The sequence below is a fragment of the Streptomyces aureus genome (assembly GCF_000725495.1).
In the GTDB taxonomy this organism is placed as follows: domain Bacteria; phylum Actinomycetota; class Actinomycetes; order Streptomycetales; family Streptomycetaceae; genus Streptomyces; species Streptomyces aureus_B.
Window position 1 is genome coordinate 49,219 of record NZ_JNZD01000030.1, and the last position, 18,262, is coordinate 67,480.

14 protein-coding genes and 1 tRNA gene are annotated in these 18,262 nt (G+C 71.3%); 10 read left to right on the top strand and 5 right to left on the bottom strand.

Going from position 1 to position 18,262, the window contains the following annotated elements:
• Window positions 1–2 precede the first annotated feature (2 nt).
• From IO36_RS30230 to IO36_RS30245, 4 genes are all read left to right on the top strand, one after another.
• A complete protein-coding gene (locus tag IO36_RS30230; RefSeq protein WP_037624331.1) occupies window positions 3–737 on the top strand; it encodes a DUF1345 domain-containing protein in 735 nt (244 codons plus the stop codon).
• Window positions 738–825: 88 nt separating this feature from the next.
• Window positions 826–1,659 carry an ABC transporter ATP-binding protein gene (locus tag IO36_RS30235; protein WP_037624332.1) on the top strand — a complete coding sequence of 278 codons (834 nt, stop codon included), beginning with the start codon at window positions 826–828 and terminating at the stop codon, window positions 1,657–1,659.
• 236 nt (window positions 1,660–1,895) lie between these two features.
• A complete protein-coding gene (locus IO36_RS30240) occupies window positions 1,896–2,627 on the top strand; it encodes an FAD binding domain-containing protein (protein ID WP_037624333.1) in 732 nt (243 codons plus the stop codon).
• Window positions 2,628–3,316: 689 nt separating this feature from the next.
• The gene (locus IO36_RS30245; protein WP_063764919.1) at window positions 3,317–4,873 is read left to right on the top strand and encodes an MFS transporter; all 1,557 of its coding nucleotides are present in this window, start codon (window positions 3,317–3,319) and stop codon (window positions 4,871–4,873) included.
• Between the two features lie 127 nt (window positions 4,874–5,000).
• On the opposite strand, the gene IO36_RS30250 is transcribed toward IO36_RS30245, so the two are convergent.
• Window positions 5,001–5,648, bottom strand: coding sequence for a TetR/AcrR family transcriptional regulator (locus IO36_RS30250; RefSeq protein WP_037624334.1), 648 nt, complete (start codon window positions 5,646–5,648; stop codon window positions 5,001–5,003).
• Between the two features lie 275 nt (window positions 5,649–5,923).
• On the opposite strand from IO36_RS30250, the gene IO36_RS30255 reads away from it, so the two are divergent.
• The 3 genes from IO36_RS30255 (at window position 5,924) to IO36_RS30265 (ending at window position 9,558) form a co-directional block, all read left to right on the top strand.
• On the top strand, window positions 5,924–6,391 hold the full coding sequence (locus IO36_RS30255; protein WP_037624335.1) for a hypothetical protein: 468 nt from the start codon (window positions 5,924–5,926) through the stop codon (window positions 6,389–6,391).
• A gap of 164 nt (window positions 6,392–6,555) precedes the next feature.
• On the top strand, window positions 6,556–7,734 hold the full coding sequence (locus IO36_RS30260; RefSeq protein WP_051901079.1) for a PP2C family protein-serine/threonine phosphatase: 1,179 nt from the start codon (window positions 6,556–6,558) through the stop codon (window positions 7,732–7,734).
• 186 nt (window positions 7,735–7,920) lie between these two features.
• Window positions 7,921–9,558, top strand: a complete 1,638-nt coding sequence (locus tag IO36_RS30265) for an FAD-dependent monooxygenase (protein WP_037624337.1) — start codon at window positions 7,921–7,923, stop codon at window positions 9,556–9,558.
• Between the two features lie 49 nt (window positions 9,559–9,607).
• Here the strand turns inward: IO36_RS30265 and IO36_RS30270 are convergent, their stop codons facing one another.
• Window positions 9,608–10,060 carry a flavodoxin family protein gene (locus IO36_RS30270; RefSeq protein ID WP_037624338.1) on the bottom strand — a complete coding sequence of 151 codons (453 nt, stop codon included), beginning with the start codon at window positions 10,058–10,060 and terminating at the stop codon, window positions 9,608–9,610.
• 407 nt (window positions 10,061–10,467) lie between these two features.
• Between IO36_RS30270 and adhE the strand changes: the two genes are divergently transcribed.
• The 3 genes from adhE (at window position 10,468) to pflA (ending at window position 16,386) form a co-directional block, all read left to right on the top strand.
• Window positions 10,468–13,158 (top strand): bifunctional acetaldehyde-CoA/alcohol dehydrogenase, encoded by a 2,691-nt coding sequence (gene adhE / locus IO36_RS30275; RefSeq protein WP_037624339.1) that lies wholly within the window; start codon window positions 10,468–10,470, stop codon window positions 13,156–13,158.
• A gap of 52 nt (window positions 13,159–13,210) precedes the next feature.
• On the top strand, window positions 13,211–15,475 hold the full coding sequence (gene pflB, locus IO36_RS30280) for a formate C-acetyltransferase (protein WP_037624340.1): 2,265 nt from the start codon (window positions 13,211–13,213) through the stop codon (window positions 15,473–15,475).
• A gap of 86 nt (window positions 15,476–15,561) precedes the next feature.
• Entirely contained in the window at window positions 15,562–16,386 is an 825-nt protein-coding gene (pflA, locus tag IO36_RS30285; RefSeq protein WP_037624342.1) for a pyruvate formate-lyase-activating protein, read from the top strand.
• A 435-nt stretch (window positions 16,387–16,821) separates the two neighbouring features.
• Here the strand turns inward: pflA and IO36_RS30295 are convergent, their stop codons facing one another.
• The 3 genes from IO36_RS30295 to IO36_RS30305 all read right to left on the bottom strand — a co-directional run bounded on the left by IO36_RS30295 (window position 16,822) and on the right by IO36_RS30305 (window position 18,213).
• Window positions 16,822–17,415, bottom strand: coding sequence for a uridine kinase family protein (locus tag IO36_RS30295; protein WP_051901063.1), 594 nt, complete (start codon window positions 17,413–17,415; stop codon window positions 16,822–16,824).
• 208 nt (window positions 17,416–17,623) lie between these two features.
• Window positions 17,624–17,697, bottom strand: a tRNA-Met gene (locus tag IO36_RS30300).
• Between the two features lie 84 nt (window positions 17,698–17,781).
• Window positions 17,782–18,213: a hypothetical protein gene (locus tag IO36_RS30305; RefSeq protein ID WP_037624344.1), complete on the bottom strand. Its 432-nt coding sequence runs from the start codon at window positions 18,211–18,213 to the stop codon at window positions 17,782–17,784.
• Window positions 18,214–18,262 lie beyond the last annotated feature (49 nt).

The following is an 18,262-nucleotide window of genomic DNA, read 5'->3' on the forward strand; positions in this document are numbered from 1 at the left end:
GTATGGATGAAGGATCGAACGACACCGAGAGCCGGCTCGTCAGGATCGAACGGCTCCTGGAGTCCGGCGGGCGCGAGGTGGCGCCCGCCTGGCGGAGGGCGACACACGGTGAGCCGCGCTGGGCGGTGACCGCCGCGATCCTGGTGGCGGTCGCCCTCCAGCTGCGGCTGCCGGAGCATCTGACGCTGCTGCCGTTCGGGGTGCTGCCGGGCCTGGAGGCGGTCCTGCTCATAGGCCTCGTGGCCGCGAACCCCCGCCGGGTCGAGCCCCGCAACAAGCGGCTGCGGTCGCTGGGCCTGGCGCTCATCGGCCTGATCAGCCTGGCCAACGGCTGGGCCGCGGCCCAGCTGGTGCGGGGTCTCGTGCACGGCACCGAGTCGTCGGGCCCGGCGACGCTGCTGCTCACCGGCGGCAACATCTGGCTGACGAACGTCATCGTGTTCGCCCTGTGGTACTGGGAGTTGGACCGGGGCGGACCGGCGAACCGGATGATGGGCCACCACCAGTTCGCCGACTTCCTGTTCGTCCAGATGCAGAGCCCCGAGTCCGCGCCGCCGGACTGGGAACCGGCCTTCCTGGACTATCTGTATCTGTCCTTCACCAACTCCGCCGCGTTCAGCCCGACGGACGTGATGCCGCTGTCCCGCTGGGCCAAGATGCTGATGATGCTCCAGTCCGTCGTCTCCCTGATGACCGTGGTGCTGGTGGTGGCCCGGGCCGTGAACATCCTCAAGTGACCGCGTCCACGGAGCGGACGGACCGGCAACAAGATGCCCACCACATCTAATGTGCGGGGTGCGTCGACCTAGCGAGGGGAGCCCGGACATGACCGTGGTGCGGACCGAGTCGGACGTCGTGGACAGGGAGACGGTGGTCGCGCTCACCGACGTGAGCGTCCACCGTCACACCACCCGCCAGGTGATCCTCTCGGAGATCGACTGGACGGTCCGGGCCGGTGAGCACTGGGCGCTGCTCGGCGCCAACGGCGCGGGCAAGACGACCCTGCTGCGGCTGCTGGGCGCCCTGATGCATCCGACCACCGGCAGCGTCGAGGTGCTCGGCTCCCGGCTCGGCCGGGTCGACGTGCGCGAGCTGCGGACCCGCATCGGCCATGTGAGCACGGCCCAGCGCGTGCCGCAGGACCTCGACGCCCACGGCGTCGTCCTGACCGGCCACACCGGCACCGTCCAGCCGCTCTGGCGCAAGTACGACGCCGAGGTGCGCCGGCGGGGACTCGAACTGCTCGCCGAGCTGGACATCAAGGAACTGGCCGACCGGCCCTACGGGGTCTGCTCGGGCGGACAGCGGGCCCGGATCCTGATCGCGAGGGCCCTGATGGCCGAGCCGGCCCTGCTGCTGCTCGACGAGCCGTTCAACGCCCTGGACCTGCCCTCGCGCGAGGACCTCGTCGAGGCCATGCAGCGGCTGGCCGCGAGCCGGCCGGACCTGGCCACCGTGACGGTCACCCACCATCTGGAGGAGCTGTCGCCCGCGGTGAGCCACACCCTGCTCCTGCGCGAGGGGCGCGTCCTCGCGCGGGGTCCCGTCGACGTCACCCTGACCGACTCCTGGATGACGCACTGCTTCGGGCGCCGGATCACCGTGGCCCGGCACGGTGGCCGATGGGCGGCCTATTCCGGCTCCCACCAGGGTAGTTGACAGCGGTACGAAGCAACTCGCGGCGCGGGAAGGGAAAGTGACGGTCGCTCCGGTCGCCCGCGAAGCGCGGACGTTCCGTGCGGACCCGTGGGACCACATCGCACACGGGGCGCACCGACCGAAGGGGTGTGCCCTGTACGCGCCCCCGTCCGTACGGTGAAAATGCGCCTGTCGACGGCGATTTCGCCAAGGCCCGTACCCCGCCGCCAAGTCACCAGGAAAGCAGGTCGGCTGTCGTGCTGTTGCGTCTGCCCACGTCCGTGTCCGAAGCGCAGGAGTGTCTGGCCGAAGGGGCGGTGCCGATCGGCGGCGCCACGCTCGTGTGGGCCACCTGGCAACGGGACGGGTTCCCCGACCGTGCCATGTCATTGCGCGAACTCCCCGAGGCCAACACGATCGGGCACGAGGTCCTGGGTGCCGCCGTGGTGCTGAACCGGATAGACGACCGGGTGCCGGAGGTGCTCCGCCGTGCCGCGGCCGGCGTGGGGACCGGAGCCGTCCGCAGGACCGCCACGGTCGGCGGCAACATCGTCGGCAGCACGCTGCGGTGTCTGCTGCCCGCGGCGCTCGTCCTGGACGCCCGGGCGGTGATCCTGGAACCGGAGGGGGTCACCGAGACCGATCTGGCCGAGGTGCTCGCCAAGCGTCAGCTGCTGCTGAGCCTGCGCTGGCGGACGCCGGTCGCCAGCAGCCACCACAAGGCCGCGGCCGCGCCGGGCGAGGCGTCGCCGCTGGTCGTGGCCGCCGCCCTGCACGCCCTGGACGAGGGCGGGACCCTCCTGCGCGTCGCGGTCCGCTGCGACGACGAGGTGTTCAGCGACAGCGCCGTGTGCGAGGGCGGATCCGAGGACGTCCTGCGCGGCCTGCGCGAGGGTTCCCTCGGCCGGCTTCCCGCCCCGGCGTGGGAACTCGTCGACCGCCAGGTGACGGACCTCCTGAACCGGCCCGGAACCACCGGGACGGACTAGCCTTCGGGTCCTCCTAGGGCCTGTCTGGCAATTCGCGTCGTCGCCCGGAGGGCGGCCCGGCGGCGTCATTGGGGGTGCCCCCTGCTCGAGCGAAGCCGAGAGCTCGGGGGAGCGTGCTCTCGGCGTGCCGGCCCCAGACCTGCGTACTGGATGTACTCGGGTCTGGGGCCGGTGCGGCGAGAGGGCGTGCATGGCGTCGCCGGGCAGACGGCAAGCGCGGTGGCGAGCACAAGGCCGGTCCCGGGCACGGGCCCAGGGCCGGAGCCTTGCAGCCCCGGGTACGGTACGGAGCCTTGCGCGCATGGGCATGGGACAACGGGCACGCCCGCTCGGCCGGGGGTTGACGGCCCGGGCAGCGCAGGCTCGGCAACGGCCGTGCCCGGCCACGGGCACGGGCGCGGCCACGGGCGCGGGCCAGGAATTCAACAAGTCCTGGCAGACCCTGCCAATCCTGGGCCGGCGGCCCTCGCCCGCCCACTCCCGATAGACCGCCACTCCGACACCGACAGCGATCCGACCTGCCCTTTCGCCCTGATTCCCGCCGAGGGGCCGCACCCTCACGCACCCCCTCGGCGAGGTCAACCGCCCCGCTCCCCTAATTCATCACCATGGAAATCGCAGGGCCGACTCCCGACTCTGGATCCAGGCACCGGGAACCTCCCGGACCGCTCGGACTAAGGACGGAGCCCATGTCCTCCACTCTCACCCCCGCCGCCGGACCCGCACCGGCCGCGCGTCACAACCTGGTCCTGGTGGTCACCTGCCTCGCCCTGGGCACGGTGGTCGCCGCCATGGCGTCGCTCAACGTGGCGCTGCCCGACCTCGCCCGCGAGACCCACGCCACGCAGACGCAGTTGTCCTGGATCATCGACGCCTACAGCCTGGTCTTCGCCTCGCTCCTGCTGCCGGCCGGCGCCCTGGGCGACCGTTTCGGCCGCAGGCGGGCCCTGCTCGCCGGACTGGCGATCTTCGGCGCCGGGTCCGGTGCCGCCGCGCTGTCGAGCGACCCCGCCACGCTCATCGCGCTCCGGGGCGTCCTCGGCGTGGGGGCGGCGCTCGTCATGCCGGCCACCCTGTCGACCATCACCAGTACGTTCCCGCGCGCTCAGCGGGCCCGGGCGGTGAGCGTCTGGGCGGCGGTCGCCGGGGCCAGCGCCCTGGTGGGCCTGTTCGCCACCGGGGCCCTGCTGGAAGGCTGGTCGTGGCGCTCGGTGTTCCTGCTGAACGTCGTCCTGGCCCTGGTCGCCCTCGTAGGGACGCTGCTGTTCGTGCCGGAGTCCGCGGAGCCGAAGCAGCCGAGGCTCGACACCGGCGGCGCCCTCCTGTCCGTGGCGGGGCTGGTCCTGCTGGTCTACTCGGTCATCGAGGCGCCGACCCGCGGCTGGGCCGACCCGGTCACCCTCACGGGCATCGGACTGGGACTGGCCGTGCTCGCCGGGTTCGTGGTCTTCGAACTGCGCCGCGAGAACCCGCTGCTCGACCCGCGGCTGTTCCGCAACCGCCCCTTCGCCGCGGGCTCGCTGTCGATCATGCTTCAGTTCTTCGTGTTCTTCGGGTTCATCTTCGTGATGATGCAGTACCTGCAACTGGTGCGGGGCGACAGCGCGTTGATGGCGGCGACCTCGATGCTGCCGATGGCCCTGACCATGGTGCCGGTCTCCCGCGCCGCCCCGGTCCTGGTCGGCCGGTTCGGTTTCCGGGGCCCCTGGGTGGCCGGACTCGTCGGTGTCGCGGTGGGCATGGGCGTCCTCTCCCGGCTCGACGCGTCCAGCCCGTACTGGCTGATCGCGACCGGTCTGGTGCCGCTGGGCGCGGGGATGGGCCTGGCCATGACGCCGGCCACGACCGCCATCACGGACGCCCTGCCGCGCTCGCTGCAGAACGTCGGCTCGGCCATGAACGACCTGGCGCGCGAGCTCGGCGGCGCTCTCGGGATCGCCGTCCTCGGCAGCCTGCTCAGCGCCACCTACCGCGGCCACCTGAGCCTGCCGGGTCTGCCCCCGCAGGTGGCCGAGGCGGCCCGTTCCTCGCTGGCCGCCGCCCACGCCGTGGGCGGCCCGGTCTCTGCCCGGGCGACGACGGCCTTCGTCGACGGCATGCACCTGGCGCTCCTGGGCGCGGCCGGAGCCGCCCTGCTCGCCGCCCTCGCCGTCGCGGCCCTGCTGCGCTCGGCCCGGCGGCCGGAGGCGCCCGCGGAAGTGGCGGCGGCGGACACCGACACGCGGAAGCAGCCCTCGTACCACTGAGCGGGCCCTCGAAACGGCCACGATCCCCCGGACCGGCACCTCGCCTCGCGAGGCGCCGGTCCTCGGCGCGTAGGGCACGGGTTCGGGGGCGCGGGTCCTGCCCTGAGGGACCGAACCGGCCGGCAGCTCAGGGGCGGGGCACCGGGCGTCCCTCGGGGCGGACCCTGCGGACCGGTCGTGCGGGGCCGATCAGGGCGAGACGCAGTTGCGGGCCCAGACTGCGGACCACGTCGTCGGACGACATGGAGACCACCGGTTCCAGGCGCAGCAGATAGCGGGTGGTGATCAGTCCGGCGACCACGGCGGTGAACGCGGCGGCACGGTGTCCGGCGTCGCGCCCGGGCACCAGGCCGGCGATCCGGTCGACGATCTCGCGTTCGACCGCCTCCTTCACCAGCGCGCCGAGCGCCTCGTCGTCGACCGCGCTCTTCAGCATCGCGATCAGGGGCGGGCCGGTCACGGGGTCGTCCCACACGGCGAGGACCTGGCGGACGACCCGTTCGGGGACCGTCGCGAGGTCGCCCTGCTCCACGACCCTGGCGAGCAGTTCGGCCGGGTTCGCACCCAGTGCCAGGGCGGCGCCGAACAGGCCCTTCTTGGACCCGAAGTAGTAGCTGATGAGGGCGAGGTCGCACCCGGCCTCGGCGGCGACGGAGCGCAGGGTCACCGCGTGGTAGCCGTCCTCGAGGAAGCGGCGCCGGGCGACGTCCAGGATGGCGGCCCGGGTGTCCGGGCTTCCCGGCCGGCGACCGCGCTGCGACCCGGATTTATTCATCACGGACGAATTCTACGACCGGGGCAGGATAACCGCGCGTCCCGGTACCGACACCCGGAGTCCGGTCGCGTCACCGTCCGCACGGACGGGTCGCAGGGCGTGTCCCTGGGTCGCCGTGTGTTCCGGTGCGTCACCCTGCGTACCGATGCAGGACACTTCTTACGAAATGGCATCGTTAATCCGGATGAGTGGTACATCACACATCGAAGCCGTAGCGTCGAGGCAGAGCCGACACGCTGACGGCCACATGACAGAGCGTCCCGCACGGAGCTGATATGCGCACAAACTGGATCCGGACCGCGTTCACCGTCCTCGCGGCCGCGGCGCTCACAGCGGTGATGGGTACCGCTTCCGCCACTCCCGCCGCCCACACCGCCTCGCACCACCCCGCGAAGCAGCGGCAGGCGACCCCCGTACTCGTGGACTGCCTCTGGCATCCGGATGTGCGCCCCGCCGATTTCATCCTGGCCTGCGGCGACGGCAACAGCCGCCTGACCTCGCTCCACTGGTCCCACTGGAACGCGAACTCCGCCGTGGCCCGGGGTGTCAACCTCGTGAACGACTGCAAGCCGTACTGCGCGGCCGGCAAGTTCCACTCGTACCCGGTGGTCGTCGTGCTGGACCACCCGCAGCAGTGGAAGAAGCAGCCGCGCCTGCAGCACTACACGCGGATGACACTGGTCTACACGCACGACCACCCGGAGGGGTACGCGCACAAGGTCAGCTACCCGCTGTGGAACTGACGCCGGCCCTCGGCGGACCCGGCACCCCGCACTGACGGCCGCGACCGCGGCCCGCCGGGGCGTCCCGGAACCGAGGCTCGCGCCGGACGCGCGACGGTGACCACCGTCCGGAATCCCGCAGCCACGGAAACAGGTACAAAATGGGGCATGTGGGAATGCGGCGCATGTCAGTGGACCGTCTCGTGGAGCAGCCGTCGAGCCGCGGCCTGGTGGCGATCCCCCTGGCGTTGATCGTCGTGATCACGGTGGTGGACATCCGCTCCCCCACCGACGTCCATCTGGGCCCCCTGCTGGTCATCGCACCGACCCTGACGGCCTCGCTGGCAGGCCCGGGGCTGACCGCCCTGGTCGGCCTCCTGGCCATCGCCGCACAGGTCGTGATCGGCGCCCTGCACGGCGGACTCGGCACCACCAACCACATCGCGCAGCTCATCGCCCTGGTGGTGCTGACCGCGCTGGTGGTGTTCGTGTGCCACGTCCGGGAGCGGCGCGCCCGGGAGCTGGTACGGGCGCGCTCGGTCGCCGAGACGGCCCAACGCGTGCTGCTGCGGCCTCCCCCGCGGCGCATCGGCCCGCTGCGCGTGGCCTGGCTGTATCTGGCCGCCGAGGACGACACCCAGATCGGCGGCGACCTGTTCGCGGTCACCCGGGCCGCCGGGGCGTCCACCCGCGCCATCATCGGGGACGTCCGGGGCAAGGGGCTGGCCGCCATCGGCGAGGCCTCGGTGGTGCTGGGCGCCTTCCGCGAGGGTGCCCACCGCTACGCCACGCTGCCGGAGCTGACGGCGGCGCTGGAGGTGAGCGTGTGCCGGGACCTGGACGAGGTGGCCGACACCGAGCACGACCCGGGCGAGCACTTCATCACCGCACTCGTCCTCGACATCCCCGACGACGGCAGCCAGGTGGAGATGATCAACTGTGGTCATCCGCCGCCCCTGCTCCTGCGCGACCGGCGGGTCACCGTCCTGCACGCTCGGCATCCCGTGCCCCCGCTCGGCATGTGCGAGCTGCCGGCCGCCAGCCACCACACCGATCCCTTCGTCTTCGAGCCCGGCGACTTCCTGCTGCTGTACACCGACGGCGTGATCGAGGCCCGCTCCCCCGACGGCGCCTTCTACCCGCTGGCCGAACGGGTCGCCGGCTTCCCGGCCACCAGCCCCGACGTCCTGCTGCGCCACATCCACGACGACCTCGTCCGGCACGTCGGTGACCAGCCCGGCGACGACGCGGCCTTCCTGATCGTCGAACGCACCCCCGCGCACCACCTCCGTCTCCCGCACCTCCCGGTGGACGGCCATCACCGGCTCGGGAGCGACGGCTCCGCGCCGCCCGCGTCGCGCTGAACCGGCCGCACCCCGCCGCGGCCCCATCGGGCCCGCGCGGCGGGACTCGCCCGGCCGCAGGACCGAACCGGACCCGCGCCGCGGGAAGGCCCGGCCGCGACCGGCCCGAGTAGCGGGGCCGGTCGCGGCCGGGCCACGATAGGGAGGGATCGACGCGACACAGGGGGCTGACACCGGGAGGCTCCCGTGGCGCACACCTTCGCAACCGACGTCGTGGTGGCGGGCGCCGGCCCCGTGGGGCTGACCGCCGCCGCGGAACTGCGCCGACGCGGGGTCCGCTGCCGTATCGTCGACCGCCTCCCGGAGCGGCTCCCGTACGCGAAGGCGGTGGGCATCCAGCCGCGCACGCTGGAGATCTGGGACCACATGGGCCTCACGCGCACGGTCCTGGAGGCGGCCGTCCCCATGTACGGGCAGCTGGCCTACCTCAACGGCGTCGAGCAGCCCCGGATCGATCTGGTCCTGCCGCCCGAAGTGCCGTACCGCTTCGCGGCGTTGCCGCAGTACGAGACCGAACGCATCCTCGAGGAGCACCTCGCGCGGTTCGGGACCGCGATCGAGCGGGGCACGGAACTGGTCTCGTTCGCGCAGGACGCCAATGGGGTGACCGTCGCCCTGCGGACGGCCTCCGGAGCCGAGGAAGAGGTCAGGGCGCGCTATCTGGTGGGCTGCGACGGCGCGCACAGCATCGTGCGCAAGCACCTGGGGCTGACCTTCGAGGGCAGCGCGTTCCCCGAGGAGTACATGCTCGGGGACGTCGAGGTGGACTGGGACATGCCGCAGGGCTACGGCGTGCGCGCCATGCACCGCAACGAGAACGGCGAGCTGGTCGACATCCTGGTGTGCATCCCGCTGCCCGGCCGGAACCGCTACCGCATGTCGATGATGGTCCCGCCCGCGCTCTCCGCGGCCGGGCGGGCCGACGGGCCGGCCGACGGCGTCGTCCACGGCCTGCAGGGCGGCGAGGGCCCCGCGCTCGCCGACATCCAGGCCGTGCTCGACCGGCTGTCCCCCCAGCCCACGACGGCCTCCCGGCTGCGCTGGGCCTCGGTCTTCCGCATCAGCCACCGGATCGTCGACCGCTACGGCGAGGGCCGGGTCTTCGTCGCGGGCGACGCGGCGCACATCCATCCCCCGACCGGCGCCCAGGGCATGAACACCGGTATCCAGGACGCCTGGAACCTGGCCTGGAAACTGGCCCTCGCCGTCGAGGGCGGGACGCGACCCGAGCTCACGGCGAGCTACGACGCCGAGCGGCGGCCCGTCGGCGAGGAGGTCGTCGAGCGCACGGTCCGCCACGCGAACCAGGGCATCCAGGCCGACCGGGCAGACCCCGAGACCCTCATGCTCCGCGAGGCCCAGCTCCTGGTCGGCTACCGCGGCAGCCCGCTGGTGGACCCGTCCTCGGAGGGCCCCGGGCCCCGGCCGGGCGACCGGGCACCGGACTGCGCCGGTCTCGCGGCGCACATCGCCGCCTTCCCGCTGCGTCTGTACGACCTGCTGCGCGGCCGCGGGCACGTGCTGCTGGTGTACGGGGACGGTGAGCAGGCCGGTCCGCTCGCCGAGGCGGCCGACGCGGTCTCCGGCGGGCGGATCGGCACCTGTGTGATCCGGCCCTCCGGCACCGCCGTGGAGTCCTCCGTCCCGCCCGTCTACGTCGACTCGCTCGGTGAGTTCGCCCGGCTCTACGGGGTCTCCGACGGGACGACCGCCTTCCTGGTCCGGCCGGACGGATACCTCGGCGCCCGGCTGTCCCCGCCGTCGGCGGAGGGGCTGACGGCGCACCTCGCCCGTGTCTTCGCCCCGGCCGGCTCCGCCGGCTGACGGCGTGGGCGGGGCGCCGGCCTCGACAGTCCGTGTCAGTCCATGAGTGTCAGTCCATGAGTTGGGCCGCGAGGGTCGCACCGAGTTCCCAGCACGCCTCGGTGTCGGCCTTGCCCGGCTCGCCGGTCACCTTCACCGCCTCGGCCGCGCGGCGCCAGCCCAGGCCCGTCGTCACGGACTCGATGGCGCGCACCGCTCCCGTGACGTCGTTCCCGCCGTGCACGTAGAAGCCGAAGGGGCGCCCGGCGGTCGTGTCCAGGCACGGGTAGTAGACCTGGTCGAAGAAATGCTTCAGTGCTCCCGACATGTAGCCGAGGTTGGCCGGCGTGCCGAGCAGATAGCCGTCGGCGGCGAGCACGTCCGAGGCGGTCGCCGCCAGCGCGGCCCGCCGCACCACCTCGACGCCCTCGATCTCGGGCGCCGTCGCCCCGGAGAGCACGGCCTCGAACAGGGACTGACAGTTGGGCGAGGGCGTGTGATGCACGATCAGGAGAGTAGGCACACCCCGCACCCTGCCCCGCGGCCCGCCGCCACCGCAAGCACCACCAGGGGCACCGCCCGGGCACCATCACGAACACCGACGCGGGCCCCGACGCGGGCTCCGGCCCGAGGAGCCCGGCCTCCCGCCCCAACCCGCCCCGGTCCGACGGGTGTTGACCCGCCGGTCACCCGCCGACCGCGTGGGAGCGCACCGGGGTGGGTCCCGTCACAGACGGTCAAGTCCGGGTGTCGGCAACGCCGCTCACCTGCGCGGACTCCAGATGCGCACACCGTCCGTCACCCCCGGCGGACGCCCCGCAGGCGCCGCCCCGTCCGGCTGCGTCATCCGGCGGGCGATGCCAGGCTGGAGGTAATCCGGAGCCGCTGGAGCCCGGCTGTTTCGGCACACCGCGACCGAAGGGTGATCCGATGACCAGCCGCCGAAAGAAGGACGGCCAGCACTCCTCCGGGGCCGGCGCGGCCGCCGTGTCCACAGTTCGATCCGGCTCCCCCGGGGTCGAGCAGGACGTGGACGACCTGGTGGCTCGCGGCCTGGAGGCATTGGAAGAGTATTCCGACTACACCCAGGAACAGATCGACCGCATAGTGAAGAAGGCCAGTCTGGCCGCGCTCGCCGAGCACACCCGGCTCGCCATGATGGCGGTCGAGGAGACCGGGCGCGGTGTCTTCGAGGACAAGGCCGTCAAGAACATCTTCGCGTGCGAGAACATCACCCACTCGATGAAGGGCGTGAAGACGGTCGGCGTGATCCGTCGCGACGACATCGACGGGATCGTGGAGATCGCCGAGCCGGTCGGGGTGATCGCGGGCGTCACGCCCGTCACCAACCCCACGTCCACCACCATCTTCAAGGCCCTGATGGCGCTGAAGACCCGCAACCCGATCATCTTCGGCTTCCATCCGGCCGCGCAGAAGTGCTCCGCCGAGGCCGCCCGGATCGTGCGGGACGCGGCGGTCAGGGCGGGTGCTCCGGCCCACTGCGTGCAGTGGATCGAGCGGCCCTCGAAAGAGGCGACCAGCGCGCTGATGAACCACCCCGGAGTGGCGTCGATCCTGGCCACGGGCGGCAACGCGATGGTCCGGGCCGCCTACAGCTGCGGCAAGCCCGCGCTGGGCGTCGGGGCCGGCAACGTGCCCGCGTACATCGAGAAGACCGCGCAGATCCGGCGTGCGGTCAACGACGTGGTGCTCTCCAAGACCTACGACTACGGCATGGTGTGCGCCTCGGAGCAGGCCGTGATCCTGGACCGGGAGATCCGCGACGAGGCGATCTCCGAGTTCCGCCGACTCAAGGCGTACACGGTCGACGACCGGGAGAAGGCGCTGCTGGAGGCGTATCTCTTCGGTGTCGCCGCCGACGAGCAGGGCGGACGCGACTGCGCGGGGGCCCGGCTCAACGCCGACATCGTCGGACAGAGCTCGGTGGCCATCGCCGAGGGCGCCGGCTTCGAGGTGCCCGAGGACACCTCGGTTCTCCTGGTCGAGGTCTCCGAGGTCGGCGTCGAGGAGCCGCTGACCCGGGAGAAGCTCTGTCCGGTGCTGGCCGTGCTGACGGTGGACGGCCGGGACGAGGGCGTCCGGCTGGCGACCGAGATGGTGGAGTTCAACGGTCTGGGCCACTCGGCGGCCGTGCACACCGAGGACGCGGCCTTCGCCGAGGAGTACGGGCATGCGGTGAAGGCCTGCCGGGTGATCTGGAACGCGCCGACCTCGCAGGGCGGGATCGGTGACGTCTACAACGCGTTCATGCCGTCGCTGACGCTGGGCTGCGGTTCGTACGGCAGCAACTCGGTCTCCGGGAACGTCACCGCGCTCAACCTGATCAACATCAAGCGGATCGGGCGGCGGAACAACAACATGCAGTGGTTCAAGGTGCCGCCGAAGATCTACTTCGAGCGCGACTCCATCAAGTACCTGGCGGATGTGCGGGGTTCACGCAAGTTCGTCATCGTCACCGACAAGACGATGGTGGAGATCGGGCACCTGGAGCGGGTCCGCAACGTTCTGAGCCGCCGCTCCGAGATCCCCGAGATCCGGGTGATCGACAACGTCGAGCCCAACCCCAGCCTGGACACCGTGCAGAAGGGCGCCGAGATGATGCGCCACTTCGAGCCGGACACCATCATCGCCCTCGGCGGCGGCTCGCCGATGGACGCCGCCAAGGTGATGTGGCTCATGTACGAGCACCCGGAGCTGGAGTTCGCCGATCTGAAGGAGAAGTTCTTCGACATCCGCAAGCGCGCCTTCACCTTCCCCGACCTGGGGGAGAAGGCCAGCCTGGTGTGCGTCCCGACCACCTCGGGCACCGGCAGCGAGGTGACCCCGTTCGCGGTGATCACCGACACCGCCACCGGCCAGAAGTACCCGCTCGCGGACTACGCGCTGACCCCGAGCGTGGCGATCTGCGACCCGGCGCTGACCCTGGACCTGCCCCGGAGTGTCGCCGCCGACTCGGGATTCGACGCGCTGACCCACTGCCTGGAGACCTATGTCTCGGTGTACGCCAACGACTTCACCGACGGACTCGCGCTGCAGGGCATCAGGCTGATCTTCGACAACCTGGAGAAGGCCGTCAACGAGGGCGCGGCCGACCCGGTGGCCCGGGAGAAGATGCACAACGCCGGCACGATCGCGGGCATGGCCTTCGGGTCCGCGTTCCTCGGCGTGGTCCACGCGATGGCGCACACGCTGGGCGCGACCTTCCACGTCGCCCACGGCCGCACCAACGCGCTGCTCCTGCCGCACGTGGTCCGCTACAACGGATCGCCTCCCACCAAGGTCACGAGCTGGCCGAAGTACCACAGCTACATCGCCCCCGAGCGCTACCAGACCGTCGCCCGGATGCTGGACCTGCCGGCCGACACCCCGGAGGAGGGGGTGGAGTCCCTCGCCCACGCGCTGGAGGAACTGCGCGAGAAGGTCGGCATCCCCCGGTCGTTCAAGGACGCCGGGGTCGACGAGGCGGCGTTCCTGGACGCGCTGCCCGAGCAGGCCATGAACGCCTACGAGGACCAGTGCGCCCCCGCCAACCCGAGGCTGCCGATGCTGGCCGACATGCAGGAACTGATGCGCCGCGCCTACTACGGCGACGCGGTGTGACCACCCGCCCCCGCGGGGCGATCCCGAACGACCGCGAAGGAGTCAGGCACCGATGACCACGCAGCAGCAGCGGCCCGTCCGCAGCGCCTGGGACGGCTTCCGGGGAGGTCTGTGGCGGGACGAGATCAACGTACGGGACTTCATCCAGCAGAACTACACCCCGTACGAAGGCGACAGCTCCTTCCTGGCCGGTGCCACCGAGCGCACTACGGCCGTGTGGAAGAAGATCACCGACCTGTTCCCCGAGGAACGCGCCAAGGGCGTCCTGGACGTGTCCTACGACGTCCCCTCCACCATCACCGCGCATCCGCCGGGCTACATCGACCGCGACCGCGAGCTGATCGTCGGGCTCCAGACCGACGCCCCGCTGAAGCGGGCGATCATGCCCTTCGGCGGCTGGCGGATGGTGGCCGGGGCGCTGAAGACGTACGGCTATCCCGTCTCGCCCGAACTGGAGAAGGTCTTCACCCAGTACCGCAAGACCCACAACGCGGGGGTGTTCGACGCCTACACACCGGCGATCCGGGCCGCCAGGAAGGCGGGCATCGTCACGGGCCTGCCCGACGCCTACGGGCGGGGCCGCATCATCGGCGACTACCGCCGGGTACCGCTGTACGGAGTGGACCGGCTGATCGAGGCCAAGGAGGAGGAGAAGGCCTCCCTGGACGCCCTGCCCCGCGACGCCGCGCGGCTGGAGGAGGTGATCCGCGAGCGCGAGGAGGTCGCCGAGCAGATCCGGGCCCTCTCCGAGCTGAAGGAGATGGCCGCCGCCTACGGACTCGACGTCTCGGGCCCGGCGCGCACCGGACGCGAAGCGGTGCAGTGGCTGTACTTCGCCTACCTCGCGGCGGTGAAGGAGCAGAACGGCGCCGCGATGTCGCTGGGCCGCACCTCCACGTTCGTCGACGTCTACCTCCAGCGGGACGTCGACGCCGGGATGCTCGACGAGAGCGCCGCGCAGGAGATCGTCGACGACTTCATCATCAAGCTGCGGATCGTGCGGTTCCTGCGCACCCCGGAGTACGACGAGCTGTTCTCCGGCGACCCGACCTGGGTCACGGAGTCCATCGGCGGCATCGGCTCGGACGGCCGCACCCTGGTCACCCGGACCTCCTTCCGCTATCTGCAGACCCTGTACAACCTGGGGCCCGCGCCGGAGCCCAACATGACGGTGTTCTGGTCGCCGGCGCTGCCGCAGGGGTTCAAGGAGTTCTGCGCACAGGTCTCGATCGACACCTCCAGCCTGCAGTACGAGTCGGACGAACTGATGCGTCCGCGCTTCGGCGACGACACCGCCATCGCCTGCTGTGTCTCGGCGATGGAGGTCGGCAAGCAGATGCAGTTCTTCGGCGCCCGGGTCAACCTCGCCAAGACGCTGCTGTACGCCATCAACGGCGGCCGCGACGAGCTGTCGGGCCATCAGGTCGGACCGGACACCGGGGCGATCGACGCCGAGGTGCTGGACTACGACGAGGTGCTGGGGCGCCTGGACCGGCAGATGGAGTGGCTGGCCGAGACCTACGTCCACGCCCTCGACGTCATCCACTACATGCACGACAAGTACGCCTACGAGCGGCTGGAGATGGCGCTCCACGATCGTGACATCCGGCGCACCATGGCCTGCGGCATCGCCGGGCTCTCGGTCGCGGCGGACTCCCTGTCGGCGATCAAGTACGCCCGGGTCCTTCCCGTGCGGGACGAGACGGGGCTCGCGGTCGACTTCCGCATCGAGGGCGAGTACCCGGCGTACGGCAACAACGACGAGCGCCCCGACGCCATCGCGGTGTGGCTGGTCGAGGAGTTCATGCGCAAGGTGCGCAAGCACCCCACCTACCGGGGCGCCGAGCACACCCAGTCCGTGCTGACCATCACCTCCAACGTGGTCTACGGGAAGAAGACCGGCAACACGCCCGACGGCCGCCGCGCGGGCGAGCCGTTCTCGCCGGGCGCCAACCCGATGAACGGCCGTGACACCCACGGTTACGTCGCCAGCGCGCTGTCGGTGGCCAAGCTGCCCTACGAGCAGGCGGAGGACGGGGTCTCGCTCACGAACACGATCACCCCGGACGCGCTGGGGCGCACTCCCGAGGACCGCATCCGCAATCTGGCGGGCGTCCTGGACGGCTTCGTCACCTGCCAGGGCTTCCACATGAACGTCAACGTGCTGAACCGGGACACGCTGATCGACGCGATGGACCATCCGGAGAAGTACCCGCAGCTGACCGTCCGGGTCAGCGGCTACGCGGTCAACTTCGTCCGGCTGACGCGCGAACAGCAGCTCGACGTCCTGGGCCGCACCTTCCACGGCTCGCTGTAGCCATCACTCCTCCCGGGGAGCGCGCTGGGCGTTCCCCGGGAGGACGGCGGCGAGCCCCGGACGTCTGGAGGCCGGGAGGCTCCGTCATGACCCTGATCCACCCGGGCGAGCTGCTGCCGCTCGTCCCCGTCAGCACCGACACCCCCGCCGAGCAGGCGGCCACCTTGCGCGGCATCGGCCCGGTCAGCGGCTCCGTGCACTCCTGGGACCTGTCCACCGGGGTGGACGGGCCCGGCACGCGCTTCGTCGTGTTCGTCGCCGGCTGTCCGCTGGCCTGTCTGTACTGCCACAACCCGGACACCATGCGGATGCGCAACGGCACACGCACCACGGTCGACACGGTCGTCGCCGAGGTGAACAAGTACGTGCCGTTCATCCGTGCCGCGGGCGGCGGGTTCACCATCAGCGGCGGCGAACCGCTGCTCCAGCCGGACTTCACCGGGGAGATCCTGCGGATCGTCCACGAGGAGCTGGGGCTGCACACCGCTCTGGACACCTCGGGCTTCCTCGGGGCCCGCGCCTCCGACGCGCTCCTCGCGGACGTCGACCTGGTGCTGCTGGACATCAAGTCCTGGGACCGCGAGCTGTATCTGCGCCTGACCGGGCGGCAGTTGGAGCCCACGCTGGCGTTCGCCCACCGTCTGGCCGCGCTGCGCAAGGAGGTCTGGGTCCGTTTCGTCCTCGTTCCGGGCCTGACCGACGCTCCGGAGAACGTGGAGGGCGTGGCCGCGTTCGCGGGGTCCCTCGGCAACGTGAGCCGGGTCGACGTCCTGCCCTTCCACAAGCTCGGCGCGGCCAAGTGGGAGGAGCTGGGCAAGGAGTTCACCCTGGCCGACACGCCGGTCCCGACCTCCGCCCAGGTGGACCGGGCCCGCTCCGCCTTCACGGCGCACGGTCTGAACGCGGTGTGACCGTGGCGGGCGCCCGCCACGGAGTGGGCCCGGGTCACAGCCGGTGGCCCAGCGGTCGCCCGTCGGCCCGGCCCCGTAGTGCGCTGGTCCGGCCCCGCAGTGCGTCGCACGTCCGACAGCGCGGCGACACGCCCGGCGGCCCTGACAGGTGACCCGCTGAACTGCTGATATGCTCACTCTCGAGCCCGCACCGAACACTCGGTGTCGAGCCAGGCGTTGGTGGTCCAAGGAAAGACGTCCCGCTTCCTGCGGGGAGATGCAGGTGCAAGGCCTGCCCGGCGCTCCATGAGCACCGCCTCCGGTCGTACGACCGGAGGCGGTGTTTTTTTCGTGCGGTGCGACGCCTCGCCTCGCCGGGTTCGGCCCCTGGTGCGAGACCGGCGGTCCGGCCGGCTCCCGATGGCTTGCCCGTGCCGTGCCGGCGTGTCTTCCCGGTCAGTGTCCGGGGACCACGAGATCCGCCCGCTCATGGGGGCGCGTCGTGCTCAGATAGTGCTCCTCGGCCAGGCGCCAGCGGGCCTCCCAGTCGACGGGCCCGTGGTCGTCGCCCCGGGCCCGCAGCCGGCGCATCGACTCCTCGGGCGGGGTGTCGACGTAGACCACCAGGTCGTAGTGGTCCACGAGTTCGGGGCGGGCGGTGTAGACACCCTCGACGAGAACGATGCCGGCACAGGCGACGGAGTGCACCTCGTCCGTCGCCAGCGATCCGCTCGGCCAGTCGTAGCGCCGGTAGTACGCGTCATGACCGGTGGCGAGCGGGGTGAGCAGCTCGTCGCGCAGCCGTTCCCAGTCGAAATAGCGGTCGTAGCCCTCGGCCGGGGTCAGCGCGGCGCGTTCGTCCGCGTCCATCGGACGGTAGAAGTCGTCTCCGTGCACGACCACGGCGTCACCGAGCCGGGCCACCGCGGACGCCAGGGTCGACTTGCCCGAACCGCCCATGCCGTCGACCGCGATCAGCACCAGTCCTTGGTCGCCGCGGGCGCGGGCGGCTGCCACCACGCGCTCCGCGACTGTATCGATCTTCGTCATGGGGTGATTGTGGCGGCATCAACCAACCGGGCTCCGCCGAATGCGCACACTCGTATGTTCCGATGACCGGCGACCCCCGGCGGTTCTGGAGCACCGTACGACAGCAGGGCCCGTACGCGGCCGGAGGCGCACGACAGCGGATCCTGTACGCGGCCGGGGGCACACGCCGGAGGGGCCGACGCATGGCGTCGGCCCCTCCGGTTTCGAGTAGCGGGGACAGGATTTGAACCTGCGACCTCTGGGTTATGAGCCCAGCGAGCTACCGAGCTGCTCCACCCCGCGTCGGTGAACACAACTCTACGTCATCTTTTCCGGGCCCACGACCATGATCGCCCGCGAGCGGGCGACCGGGCCGCTCCGAGGGTGTCAGACGTCGGTCGGCAGACCGCTCACCTCGGCGATGCCGCGCAGTTCCTCGTCCTGGCGGTGCCGCTCTCCGATGAAGTCGGCGATCTCCCTGCAGCGCTCGGGATCGTCCGCGGTGCCCGAATCCGTCACGACCCGGACGACCCCGATCTCCTCGGTCTCCAGCTCGACGATCCGGTTGTCCAGTCGTCCCGTGACGGCCACGGCGACCACCAGGGACGCCTCGTCACGTACCTCCTGCGGGACGCTCTCGGGTTCCGCGCCGTCGAGGCACAGTTCGATCGCTCCCACCCTCTCCTCCCTGATCGCTTCGAGTACGGGCTCGACCATGCGCAGCAAGAGCGCGTAGTCCGCCGGAGCCATACGCAGGCGGAGCATTTCGAGGTACAGGTCGAGGGGCCGGTCATCCGGTGCCTGCTCTGATGCGTCCATGGAGCTTCGCCTTCCCCAATGTGGACGACATGATCGCGTCTTCCACAAG

Excerpts from the sequence above, each read along its gene's own strand:
- IO36_RS30230 (WP_037624331.1), top strand. The coding sequence starts at position 3 with ATGGATGAAGGATCGAACGACACCGAGAGCCGGCTCGTCAGGATCGAA.
- IO36_RS30235 (WP_037624332.1), top strand. The coding sequence starts at position 826 with ATGACCGTGGTGCGGACCGAGTCGGACGTCGTGGACAGGGAGACGGTG.
- IO36_RS30245 (WP_063764919.1), top strand. The coding sequence starts at position 3,317 with ATGTCCTCCACTCTCACCCCCGCCGCCGGACCCGCACCGGCCGCGCGT.
- IO36_RS30250 (WP_037624334.1), bottom strand. The coding sequence starts at position 5,648 with ATGAATAAATCCGGGTCGCAGCGCGGTCGCCGGCCGGGAAGCCCGGAC.
- IO36_RS30255 (WP_037624335.1), top strand. The coding sequence starts at position 5,924 with ATGCGCACAAACTGGATCCGGACCGCGTTCACCGTCCTCGCGGCCGCG.
- IO36_RS30260 (WP_051901079.1), top strand. The coding sequence starts at position 6,556 with ATGTCAGTGGACCGTCTCGTGGAGCAGCCGTCGAGCCGCGGCCTGGTG.
- adhE (WP_037624339.1), top strand. The coding sequence starts at position 10,468 with ATGACCAGCCGCCGAAAGAAGGACGGCCAGCACTCCTCCGGGGCCGGC.
- pflB (WP_037624340.1), top strand. The coding sequence starts at position 13,211 with ATGACCACGCAGCAGCAGCGGCCCGTCCGCAGCGCCTGGGACGGCTTC.
- pflA (WP_037624342.1), top strand. The coding sequence starts at position 15,562 with ATGACCCTGATCCACCCGGGCGAGCTGCTGCCGCTCGTCCCCGTCAGC.
- IO36_RS30295 (WP_051901063.1), bottom strand. The coding sequence starts at position 17,415 with ATGACGAAGATCGATACAGTCGCGGAGCGCGTGGTGGCAGCCGCCCGC.
- IO36_RS30305 (WP_037624344.1), bottom strand. The coding sequence starts at position 18,213 with ATGGACGCATCAGAGCAGGCACCGGATGACCGGCCCCTCGACCTGTAC.